This is a genomic window from Flavobacterium sinopsychrotolerans (genome assembly GCF_900110375.1).
In the GTDB taxonomy this organism is placed as follows: Bacteria; Bacteroidota; Bacteroidia; order Flavobacteriales; family Flavobacteriaceae; genus Flavobacterium; species Flavobacterium sinopsychrotolerans.
Genome location: NZ_FODN01000007.1, coordinates 89,419 through 101,464, shown reverse-complemented (window position 1 = coordinate 101,464; position 12,046 = coordinate 89,419). Strand labels below are relative to the sequence as shown.

Annotated in this window: 8 protein-coding genes; 3 read left to right on the top strand and 5 right to left on the bottom strand. The window is 34.5% G+C overall.

Features of this window, described 5'->3' with window-relative positions:
* Positions 1–229 precede the first annotated feature (229 nt).
* The 5 genes from BMX64_RS12550 to BMX64_RS12530 form a co-directional block, all read right to left on the bottom strand.
* Positions 230–1,783: an SGNH/GDSL hydrolase family protein gene (locus BMX64_RS12550; protein ID WP_091172383.1), complete on the bottom strand. Its 1,554-nt coding sequence runs from the start codon at positions 1,781–1,783 to the stop codon at positions 230–232.
* A 29-nt stretch (positions 1,784–1,812) separates the two neighbouring features.
* Positions 1,813–4,572, bottom strand: coding sequence for a TonB-dependent receptor domain-containing protein (locus BMX64_RS12545; RefSeq protein ID WP_091172381.1), 2,760 nt, complete (start codon positions 4,570–4,572; stop codon positions 1,813–1,815).
* A gap of 399 nt (positions 4,573–4,971) precedes the next feature.
* Positions 4,972–6,819, bottom strand: coding sequence for a glutamine--fructose-6-phosphate transaminase (isomerizing) (gene glmS, locus BMX64_RS12540; RefSeq protein WP_091172379.1), 1,848 nt, complete (start codon positions 6,817–6,819; stop codon positions 4,972–4,974).
* A gap of 9 nt (positions 6,820–6,828) precedes the next feature.
* Positions 6,829–8,424, bottom strand: coding sequence for a BamH family beta-barrel-assembly machinery protein (locus tag BMX64_RS12535; RefSeq protein WP_091172378.1), 1,596 nt, complete (start codon positions 8,422–8,424; stop codon positions 6,829–6,831).
* 20 nt (positions 8,425–8,444) lie between these two features.
* Positions 8,445–9,251, bottom strand: coding sequence for a glycogen/starch synthase (locus BMX64_RS12530; RefSeq protein WP_091172376.1), 807 nt, complete (start codon positions 9,249–9,251; stop codon positions 8,445–8,447).
* Between the two features lie 108 nt (positions 9,252–9,359).
* Here BMX64_RS12530 and panC point away from each other — a divergent pair, with 108 nt between their 5' ends.
* The 3 genes from panC to BMX64_RS12515 all read left to right on the top strand — a co-directional run bounded on the left by panC (position 9,360) and on the right by BMX64_RS12515 (position 12,044).
* On the top strand, positions 9,360–10,208 hold the full coding sequence (gene panC / locus BMX64_RS12525) for a pantoate--beta-alanine ligase (RefSeq protein ID WP_091172374.1): 849 nt from the start codon (positions 9,360–9,362) through the stop codon (positions 10,206–10,208).
* Between the two features lie 14 nt (positions 10,209–10,222).
* On the top strand, positions 10,223–10,573 hold the full coding sequence (gene panD / locus BMX64_RS12520; protein WP_091172371.1) for an aspartate 1-decarboxylase: 351 nt from the start codon (positions 10,223–10,225) through the stop codon (positions 10,571–10,573).
* A 265-nt stretch (positions 10,574–10,838) separates the two neighbouring features.
* Positions 10,839–12,044, top strand: a complete 1,206-nt coding sequence (locus tag BMX64_RS12515; protein WP_091172369.1) for an alpha/beta hydrolase — start codon at positions 10,839–10,841, stop codon at positions 12,042–12,044.
* Positions 12,045–12,046 lie beyond the last annotated feature (2 nt).

Here is a 12,046-nt window from a genome sequence, read left to right as displayed (position 1 = left end):
CTATTTAGGTTTATGAAATAGTACCAACCGAAACGTATCGATTAAATGCTTTTTTCAGTGTGCAAAGATAATTTTTTAAAATATAAAATCAATTATTTTTTATAAAAAATGGATATTTTTACTTCCTACCGAAGAAAAGACTTTAAAACAATCCAATACCAGCAATATCCTCAAAAAAATAACCACCTGCATAAGCAGATGGTTATTCGTTATTATTTACTTTTAAATCTTATAAAGTAGCTGGATACAGTATTCGATACAAGCTTACATCTTTATTTTTGAAATTAGCTCCAAATTTTGCATTTATAGCATCCGTAAACAGATTAGCTATAATTGCATATCCTCTTGGACTTGGATGCACGCCATCTAACGAGAACATTCCACCTGTTACAAAGGCCGAAGTTACTCTGTAGTTATTATAGATTATTCCACCATTTGCTAACTGATCCGTTACAGATTTCAATTCAACGAATGCCAACCCTTTTGTATCAGCTATGGATTTAATAGTAGCATTGTAAGCATCTGTAGCTACTTTAATTTCCAAAAACTCTGCAGCAGTCAAGGCTGTGCCATCACCCATTGGAAACGTTACACCAATAGTATTAAAACCAGCAGGCGCTCCAGCTTGAGTGGTACCAATAACTCCTCTTGCCGTTAATAGAATGAAGTCTTGTTTAGCGGCAGCACTACTTGCGTGTCTTGCTTGACCATAAAGACCTCCTAAAGCAGCAGCAGTTCCAGCTCCTAAAGTAGGAGTTAAAGCAACTGTAATTTGTGCAGATATATTGGGCAAAGATTCATCTAAAATAAGAAGCGGATTGCTTTCTGTCGTTCTCGGGTTTCCATCATCAGCAAGAATTGTCGCAAAACGAGCTGGCAAACTTGCTCCAGCCAATGCCGCGTTTATACCTCCAAATAACTGATTAAGCTGACCAGCTTGTGATGGGCTTAATCCAGGAATGGCATTTGTAGGTACCGTTGTAAAAAAAGGTAAAGCCGTTACATACGGTAAATTTGCTACTACTCCTTTGGCACCTTTGGCAGTCATTACATTAACAATATTGTTGTATGCACTTGCAAAAACAGTTGGATCCGTAATGTCATTACTGCCATAGGTTGCAGGATTCATATTACCTGTTTGGTTTCTTCCCGCTCCACCAGAGGTAGCATACCCAAGCACATCATTCCCTCCTATCCACAAAGAGAAAAAAGTAGGATCTTGAGCGACAGCATCAGCTACTACTGTTGTTGTAGTGGATGTTGCAAATCTCGCAAAGTAGGGATTAGCCTGACCAGTTGCTACACCAGCCGGATTCCCATAACCTGGAGCAAGTAAATGGTAACTTTTTGCCCCTGGAACTCCTAAATTACTAAAAGGTCCCGTAAGTTTTGTAGTAACTTCTGTAGAAGGCCTTCCTGATACTGGAACAGGTGCTGATCCATTAAAAAACAAGCGTTGTCCTAGAATTACATTACCACCTAATAAAAGTCCTCCAACATTATCAGCCATTAAAGGAGTCTTAAATTCTCCTCCACCCTTTAATGTAAATTGTTGTCCTATAATATTAGCATACGAACCTTTTTGCCCTTCAATAAACAAGGCATTATCACTAAAACCCGCTGCATAAGAATCTCCTAATGCTACATATTTTGTTACTACTGCCGATCCAGCAGTTAGAGGCTGCCCATCAGATGAGTTAGCATCAGCTATTACTTCATCTTCATTATTACACGCTACAAATGCCAGTGAAGCAAATAGTAGCCATTTGAAATTTTTTATCATTGTTCTTTGATTTTAGTTTTAATAAAGTCTTACGGGTTGATTGTCCAAGATGCAAAATATTGTTGACCAATTAGACCAGCTCCTAATACTTGACCATATTCCTTACCTCCAATATTTGACGCCCCTATTTTTAAAGTTGATTTTAAAGAAGGGAAGTTATAATTTAATTGTGCGTCTATAACTGTCGCCGCCTCAATGGTACCATCTGCGAAGGATGATTGCCACAAGTATTCACTGTTCCATCTACCACTTACATTAAATCCAAAATTTGGAAATAATTTTTCATTACCAAATGACGCTTTGATACGGTGTTTTGGAGTATTGAATCCAGCTTCAAAACTAGGATCTTTAGATTGATCAAACTTAAATTCAGCATAATTGTAATTAGCTCCTATTTCAAATTCTTTGTAGACTTTTCTTGACAAACCAATACCAAAACCGATAGATTCAATTTCAAGTGGTGTATTTGTGTACAATTGAAAAACTCTTGTGTTGCCATTTTGCAAAGCATGAACCGATTGTTGCCCTCCAGCCGTTGCTAAACCACCTTCGTCTGTAGCTGTTCCATAAAGCGGAGCAACAACATTAAGGTTACCAATAAAGTTGTTGTAAATATTATAGTACCCGTTAATATCAATAGAAGTTCTATTGATAAATGAACGGTATCCAAGTTCAATAGCTTTCACTTCCTCAGGCTTCACTAATCCAGCATTTGTTTTTCTTAGCAATGCTGGATTGGCTGCCGCTGCAAAAGACGCTACTGAAGACGCTGTATAAGAATTGTCATAAGCGTTCAAACCATTTATAGTCACCGTGCTTCCACCAGCAAAAGCTTGACCTACTGCACCATTTATTGGTAAAGTTTCTACAAATCGAGTTAGGTTGTCTGGTGCTGAACCTAATAAGATAGCACTACCAACATTGAAACCTATGTATTGATCCTGTGTAGTTGGGTTTCTAAAACCAGTTTGGAAAGAACCTCTAAAATTATGGTTCTTATTTTGACCGCCTGAATAAACAAGCGAAACCCTTGGAGAAATATTCCCATCAAAATTTTGCGCTTTATCATAACGAATAGATCCTGTAAATTTCAAACGATCGTCAATCATTTTTTTCATCACTTGCGTGTACGCTCCGTATTCATCGTATTTGATAGGCCCATTAGCATCTGTATAAATACGACCAAATGAATTTAACTCATATTGTCTGTAAGAACCTCCAACCTGAATTTCAGCAAATTTGATTAAATCTTTAAAATTATAATTTACATCTGAGTGATAAATTCTCGAATTGTCCACTAATTTAGAACCTGTTAACACACTTGCTTCGTTTGTAACTTGGTTAAAAGCATTTCTAAACTCAGGAGTTCCTGGTAAGAACCTTCCTTGATCTGCTCTTGCTCTAGCCGCTCTGTGCGCATCTGCTGGCAACATACCACCCAATGTTGATTGAGCAAATGTAGTTCCATATTCTGTAAACCATTGTTGATCTGACTTCCATTTACGATTTATATTGATACCTGTAAACAACATGTCATAAGATTGCCCACCATCCTCAGTAGTAGTATATCCCCTCAAGAAGAAGTTTTTTCCTTTGAATTCGATTTTATGTTGCTGCATAAAAAAGTTGTTCAAATAGTAACGATTGGCACCTTGATATACCGTATTACCATAACCAAATTTACTTTGCCAAATAACTTCTAATCTTTCGTCACCGAAAGGACGAACATGCAATGACAAGTCAATTTTTGTGTTTGAAACTTTATTATCAGTTAAATCCACCTCATTATACCCTGTTCTTGAAACTTTATCACTAGGTAAAGTAGGTGCGGGAATAACTGTGGACACTTCGTCACCATAAACATTGATACCATCATACCCATAATGAGTTCTATCTCGACCTGCTACAGTTTTATCATCATAATTCACAGCATGCCATTCTGTACCTCTCATATAAGCAAAATTAGCTTTACCTGCTATATACTTGTTGAATGCTTTAGCCATACGGACTCCATAATCTAAATAATCATTTGTACCTGCAGCCTTTTGAGTGGTTTGCCCAAATTTTGCGTAAGCTCTTATTCCTTGGCTAGTAAACGGACTCTTACTAGTCATAAACAAAATTCCATTGAAAGCATTTGCACCATATAAAGCTGAAGAAGCTCCTGGTAATAATTCTACACTTTGAACATCTATTTCAGACACCCCAATTAAATTTCCAAGCACAAAGTTCAACAATGGCGAGGAGTTATCCATACCATCAACTAATTGCATAAAACGAGTATTTGCAACTGTTGCGAATCCACGCGTATTAATCGATTTGAAAGACATACTTGAAGTATTCATTTGTACTTCTTTCATGTTTTCTAATCCATCATAAAAAGAAGGAGAAGCTGTTTTCTTAATTTCAACTATTCCCATTCTTTCAATAGTCACGGGAGACTCCAAAACCCTTTCAGGTGTTCTTGAGGCAGAAACTACTATTTCATTTAATTTTGTCTCTTCCCCTTCAAGTTGCACAAGAACTTTTTGAGTACTGGACGAAACACTTACTTTTTGAGATTCAAACCCAACACTCGTGACTTCTATCACGTAAGGGGGCTTTCTTGATGATTGCAAGGTAAAAGAACCATCAAAATCGGTAGTTGTTCCAGAGCTTTCGCCAACAATCTTAATATTGGCACCCGGAACCGGTTGATTGTTACGGTCTGTAACTGAACCTGAAATTGTATTTTGAGCGAAAGATATGCCGCAAAAAAACAATGTCATAAAAAGTAAATACATTCTCATTTGGTTGATTTTTATTAGTTAATGATGCCAAAGTACAAATATTTTTGATATCAATAAAAAATCACTGAAAAAATTTAATATTTATCATTTATTTTGCCTCTTTTACACTTATTATACATTTTGTATTTCATTTATTTATGTTAAAAAACAGAGTCAAAAAAATGAATATCATTATGCATGCATATAAAAAATACATATATCTTAAAATAATTATTAATTTTTAGATATTTGATAAAAGTGATGTAAATGGCGAAATTTATTCTTTTTTTAGGCTTTTTATAAGAATAAGAGAGTCTTTATGAACTAAAAAAGCCTCGAAAGAAAACTTTCGAGGCTGATTATTAAACGATGTGGTTCCGTAAAAATCTCTTTAACAGAAAACTAGACCATAAACTCAAATTATTCTACGGTAACTGATTTTGCCAAATTACGAGGTTGATCAACATTACAACCGCGCATAACAGCAATATGATAAGACAACAACTGCAATGGAATAGTGGTTATCAATGGAGATAAAGCATCTGAAGTTTCCGGAATTTCAATCACATAATCGGCTAATTCACGTACTTGAGTATCACCTTTAGTTACAACTGCAATAATTTTTCCACTTCTCGATTTGATCTCTTGAATATTACTTACGATCTTATCATAATGCCCTTGTTTTGGAGCAATAACCACTACAGGCATATGCTCATCAATCAATGCAATCGGACCGTGTTTCATTTCCGCTGCAGGATAACCTTCAGCATGAATATAGGAGATCTCTTTAAGTTTTAAAGCCCCCTCAAGAGCTACTGGAAAATTATAACCTCTTCCTAAATACAAACAATTAGGAGCATCTTTGAATACCGAAGCAATTTCTTTTGCTCTTTGGTTTGTCTCTAAAGCCTCTTTCACTTTTTCAGGAATTATTTCTAACTCTTGTAAATACATATGAAAGTCTGACACAGACATTGTACCTTTTGCTTTCGCTAAACGCAAAGCAATCATTGTCAGAACAGTGATTTGAGTAGTAAACGCTTTTGTAGAAGCCACACCAATTTCAGGTCCCGCGTGAGTATATGCTCCTGCATGAGTTTCTCTGGAAATAGAAGAACCCACTACATTACAAACACCAAACACAAAGGCTCCATTTTCCTTGGCCAATTTTATTGCGGCCATCGTATCAGCTGTTTCGCCCGATTGTGATATTGCAATGACAATATCCTTACTGTTTATTATCGGATTTCTATATCTAAATTCTGACGCGTACTCCACTTCAACTGGGATTCGAGCAAACTCTTCAAATATATATTCTGCTACTAAACCTGCATGCCATGACGTACCACAAGCTACAATTATTATTCTGTCAGCATTTAAGAATTTTTCCAGATTATCTTCTACACCTGCCATTTGAATGATACCGTCATTTGCATGAAGTCTTCCACGATAAGTGTCTTTGATAACATCTGGCTGTTCGTAAATTTCTTTCAGCATGAAATGATCATATCCGCCTTTTTCAATTTGTTCCAGATTCATTTTAAGCTCTTGAATGTAAGGATCAACTAAAGTATCATCTTTAATCTTTCTAACCTTCATTGCTTTATGCAATCTTATATTTGCCATTTCACCATCTTCCAGATAAATAGCATTCGAAGTATATTCAATAAATGGAGAAGCATCTGAAGCAATAAAATATTCTCCTTCTCCAACACCTATTGCTAATGGGCTTCCTAAACGAGCCGCTACAATTTCATTTGGTGTTTTTTTATCAAAAACAGCAATAGCATAAGCTCCAACAACCTGGTTTAAAGCCACCTGCACAGCTTTTCCAAGCTTTAAATTATCTTTTTTCTGAACTTCTTCAATAAGATTTACCAGTACCTCAGTATCTGTATCAGAATGAAAAATGTATCCTCTTTTTATCAACTCCGCTTTCAACGGTGCATAATTTTCAATAATTCCATTATGAATTATTGCTAAATCCCCTGAATTTGAAAGATGTGGATGAGAATTCACATCATTAGGAACACCATGAGTAGCCCAACGTGTATGACCTATTCCAATTGTTCCGTTTGTTGTAATTTCTTCAGAGGCTCTAAGCTCAAGGTCTGAAACTTTTCCTTTAGTCTTACAAAGTTTTAGATTTTCACCGTCAAATAACATGACACCCGCACTATCATAACCTCTATATTCAAGTCTTTTTAATCCTTTAATTACTATAGGATAAGCTTCTCTATAACCGATATATCCAACGATTCCACACATAGTTTTGCCTTAATTAGGTTTTGTATAATAGATTTCTAATTTCAATCTTTTGTCATAATTAGCTGTACCAATAGGAATATTAGTACCAAACAAAATAGTTCCTAATGGATTCATGACTGATGCTTTTGGCGCTTGAGAAGTAAAAGCGTTTGCGGTTTTTAATTTATACGAAATCATTTTATTTATATCTTCAGTTACAACAACTCCTAATTTTACATTAGTTGAATCAGCATTTCTTATCAGATTTCGTACTTGATTTGTAATTCTGATTTTATAAGTCAAACCTCTGCCATTGGCACCAGTGGCTTTGTTTAAAACTCCATCAAATATTAATTTGGATTTTTTCGTATCTAAACTTTCTGTTTGATCATTAAAATAATCTACAACAGGTCGGTTATTATTTAAATCATACAAATAGATTCTATTAGGCTCGTAACTACCCGCCATTGCACTGGCATCAACATGAAAAACCAAATTAGCCTCATTAATCAACCAACCATTATTTCTAATTGTTTCTAATTCGCCTGCAGTACTGAAAAGGTCAAGTATAACCATTGAACCTTCACCACCTTTTACATACAATTTTTCATCTCCTAATGTTACATTTGGACTATTTGTAGCATTTGTATAAGCCGTATTTACATTACTTTGATCCAGCAAACTCACTGTATTTCCAGACATATTAAGCAGTATAGATTTCTCTACTCGGCTAACAGTGGTAACTCCTGAGGTCGTAGTAGACAAATCTTCTTTGTACTTTATAGTAATTTGTCCAGATGCAAAATTCAACACTGCTAAATTACTTGGACTGCTCCCTGACTTCTCTACTTTAAAATATAACCCTCTGAAATAATCTTTAAAAACATCGTTGGTCGCTAATTTACCGGACGCAACAGCATCAATAATTTTTGTTTTGAAAAAAGCTTTATTCAAATTCAAACGCATTCCAGGAACCTTTCTTGTCTTTGTAACCTTGCCATCCGCATCGGTTGTTGACTCAACATATTCAGCTTTATCAAAGAAAAAAGCATCATTTTGAATGGCATCAGCAGCATCATTCAAACGATTTCCAACTTTACGATCGTTAAAATCACTATTCTGATCGGTAAAATATTTTTGAGCTTGTTGAAATCCACCTACGGGATCCAAATCTCTCATAAAATAACCGGATTCATAAACACTAAGTTTGATTTTAGCATCGCTTGGTCCATAAATAGAATCTAATTCATATACATTATTCCCATCAGTGTCTGTTGATTTCAAAGTACTAAAATACGGGATGGTCAACACTACACTTTCAATTTCGGGATTTGCTCCGATAGTTGGATTAACACTTGGCAACACTAATTGTGTTGCAAAATTCGCAGTCGTAGTTCCAAAGGCGGCATCATCCAGTATTCCCAATGCATTTACTTCAAGACCATTGGACTGAATAGGATCAATCTTCTGATTATAGGCAATTACGTTTGAAGTATATTTATTAAAATCAAAATGATTTTCACCGATTAATTCATCTCCAATGCCATTATATTCTTTGTCACATGAACAAAGAAGAACAATACAGGATAAGACCAGTGTGCTTTTTAAAAAAAAATTATTGTGCATATTTAAAATAAAAGTTTAATTTACAGAACCTCGTTTTTATAGAAATTAGTGTACGCCTCAGCGAATCTATCTTTTGGGGTGAAAGGTAAAAAAGGTTTACCCGAAGACTCTATAAATTTTGTTAAACTTGGAGATAGGTTTTCTGAAGCAATAATAACCGCGTCAGAATGCATTACCGTTGTTCTGATGATATTTTCGTAATCTGGAATAGCCAGGTCTACAATTGCTTCATCCGGCACGCCGTCAAATTTAACTTTATTAATCATTTCGACATCCAAAGTCCCTTCGAAAGACTGACTGTAAACAGAAGTAACAATTTTAGTTTCTGAGAATAAGGCTTCATTTTTATAAAAATGTTTCATGTAAATAGGCAACATAGCCGCCATCCAACCATGTACATGAATAATATCAGGAACCCAATTCAATTTTTTTACAGTTTCTACAACTCCTTTTGCAAAAAAGATAGCTCTTTCATCATTATCCGGATACATAACGCCCTCTTCATCCGCGAATGTAGCCTTTCTTTTAAAATATTCTTCGTTGTCAATAAAGTAAACCTGAATCCTTTCTTTAGGAATCGATGCTACTTTTATTATCAAAGGCATATCTAAATCATTTACCACCAAATTCATCCCAGAAAGCCTAATTACCTCGTGCAACTGGTGTCTTCTCTCGTTAATATTTCCATACCTTGGCATAAAAATTCTTATCTGTCCACCTTGATCATTAATCATTTTTGGCACGTCATAAGACATTAAAGAGACCTCATTTTCAGCGAGATAAGGCACCACTTCAGATGATACATATAATATCCTCTTATCTTTCATATTGTAATTTACTTAATTTATTGGCAATAAAAACCAAGCAAAATTACAAAAATTTATGCAGTTATTAACTAAAATATTAAGTTTGCATCTAATTTAAACAATACCACCATGAATATTTTCTATGGAAAAGCGGCTTTGAGAGAGTATTTGAAATCGATCAAAACTTCAAATTCCACCATTGGATTTGTTCCAACTATGGGTGCTTTACATCAAGGACATTTGGCTTTAATGCAAAAATCCCTTTCGGAAAACGAATATACTGCTGTGAGTATTTTTGTAAATCCAACTCAATTCAACAATCCCGAAGATTTGGCAAAATATCCAAGGACATTAGCCGAAGATGTAGAAAAACTTACTGCTTTAAACCCAAAGATCATTTTATATGCTCCAACTGTTGAAGATATTTATGACGGTACACCACAATCTCAATCTTTCAATTTTGATGGACTTGAAAATCAGATGGAAGGAAAATTCAGGCCGGGTCATTTTGACGGAGTTGGCACTATAGTAAAACGCCTTTTTGAAATTATTGAACCTACAAGAGCCTATTTTGGCGAAAAAGACTTTCAACAATTACAAATTGTCAAAAAAATGGTGGCAAAGAACAAGTTGAAAGTAACTATAATTGGCTGTCCCATTTTCAGAGAATCCAACCAGCTTGCAATGAGTTCCAGAAACGAACGTTTATCAGCATTAGAAAGAGATGAAGCAGCAATTATCTATAAAATCCTCACCCAAGTAAAAGAAAAATTCGCATCTGATAGTCCTTTGACAATTTCAGAATGGGTCCAAAAAGAATTTGAGAATAACCCTAACTTTGCACTGGAATATTTCGTAATTGCTGATGAGGAAACGCTCTTAGAATGTACACTAAAAAATAAAAATAAAAAATACCGTGCTTTTATTGCCGTATTAGTCAACAATATTCGTTTGATTGACACCATTTCATTAAATTAATTTACTTTTGTAGCATGCAAATTCAAGTATTAAAATCAAAAATTCACCGAGTAAAAGTAACAGGCGCCGATTTAAATTATATCGGAAGCATTACCATTGACGAATCATTACTAGACGCTTCTAACATTATTGAAGGCGAAAAAGTCTCTATTGTTAACATCAATAATGGCGAGCGTTTTGAAACCTACGCTATTAAAGGCGAAAGGAATTCAGGCACCATAACGCTTAATGGACCCGCAGCAAGAAAAGTACAAAAAGATGATATTATCATTATCATTTCTTACGCCACAATAGAATTTGAAGAGGCTAAAACATTTAAACCTTGGGTTATTTTCCCAAATGAAAATGACAATTCTTTGACGTAATTTTAATAATTACGATAGAATTCATATCGAAAATCAATGTTGCGATAATCAAAAAAGTACAAGCTTATATCTAAAGCTTGTACTTTTTTGATTATATAATAAAGGGAACTCTGGAAAAATAAATATGAATCCTACATAATTTTCAATGTATAAATTTTAATTAATTCGTTTATGTAAAGAAAAAGAGATTCATCTGTAGAAAAAATTATTTACTATATTGGTCATCTATTTAACAACCTAAATTATTAAAAAATATTCATTTCACATGAAAAAATTCCTCCTCATTCTATCATTATTATTCTGCGTAACCACATTTTCTCAAATAAGTACAGACACTATAGCATCACAGAGTTTAGGTGAAAATCGGATAATCACAGTTTCATTACCAGCTTCTTACCAAAAAAATAAAGAGAAAAAATACCCCTTACTTGTTTTACTCGATGGCGATTATCTTTTTGATGCCTTTAACGGGGCACTTTCCTATGGGAATTATTGGGATGAAATGCCCGAAACCATTATTGTGGGAATTCATCAAAATAAAAACAAGGAACGGGAATCTGATTGCGAAATTGACGATGCAACTGGATATCCCATAGAAAAAGGCACTAAATTTTTTGATTTTATTTCTACCGAACTATTGCCTAATTTAGAAAAAAAATACAGAATCACCCCCTTTAAAACCATAGCTGGGCATGACCTCACTGCCAGCTATTTAAATTTTTTTTTATACAAAGAAACCTCTCCCTTCAGAGCATATATATCATTAAGTCCAGAACTGGCAACCGGAATGGAAGTGCAAATTGCAAAACAATTATCTAAAGTAAGTTCCCCAGTCTTTTATTACCAGTCCTACTCTGACAAAGATTTAAAAGAATACCAAGAAGGAATTAAAATACTACATTCCAATATATTAACTATAAAAAATGAAAATTTACATTATAAACAGGATCAATTTATTGGCGCCTCCCACTACTCTTTAGTACTGCATTCCATACCAAATGCCTTATACCATTTATTTGAAACCTACAAAGCAATTTCTACCTTGGAATACAATGAAAAAATCGTAGTGTTGCCAAGTGATTATGTTTCTTATTTGACAAAAAAATATGATGACATGGAGAAATATTATGGCGTAAGAACTCCTGTTAGAATTTCAGATTTTAATGCTATAGAATCCGCAATTTTAAAGAACAAAATGTACAATGAACTTGAAGAATTGTCTATTTTAGCCAGAAAAAATTACCCAAAAACAATGCTTGCTGATTATGAATTGGCACTGATGTTTGAACAAAAAGGCGACTTAAAAAGAGCCGCAAAATACTATCAAGACGCTTTTTTGAAAAATGAAATTGGACAGCTTACCAAAGATATGATGTTTGAAAAAACGGATTCTTTAAAGAAATCCTTTGCCAAAAAAGGAAAAGAAACAGAGCAATCCGAAATAACAGATGCCGTAGAAGAAAAAAAATAAGA

Excerpts from the sequence above, each read along its gene's own strand:
- BMX64_RS12550 (WP_091172383.1), bottom strand. The coding sequence starts at position 1,783 with ATGATAAAAAATTTCAAATGGCTACTATTTGCTTCACTGGCATTTGTA.
- BMX64_RS12545 (WP_091172381.1), bottom strand. The coding sequence starts at position 4,572 with ATGAGAATGTATTTACTTTTTATGACATTGTTTTTTTGCGGCATATCT.
- glmS (WP_091172379.1), bottom strand. The coding sequence starts at position 6,819 with ATGTGTGGAATCGTTGGATATATCGGTTATAGAGAAGCTTATCCTATA.
- BMX64_RS12535 (WP_091172378.1), bottom strand. The coding sequence starts at position 8,424 with ATGCACAATAATTTTTTTTTAAAAAGCACACTGGTCTTATCCTGTATT.
- BMX64_RS12530 (WP_091172376.1), bottom strand. The coding sequence starts at position 9,251 with ATGAAAGATAAGAGGATATTATATGTATCATCTGAAGTGGTGCCTTAT.
- panC (WP_091172374.1), top strand. The coding sequence starts at position 9,360 with ATGAATATTTTCTATGGAAAAGCGGCTTTGAGAGAGTATTTGAAATCG.
- panD (WP_091172371.1), top strand. The coding sequence starts at position 10,223 with ATGCAAATTCAAGTATTAAAATCAAAAATTCACCGAGTAAAAGTAACA.
- BMX64_RS12515 (WP_091172369.1), top strand. The coding sequence starts at position 10,839 with ATGAAAAAATTCCTCCTCATTCTATCATTATTATTCTGCGTAACCACA.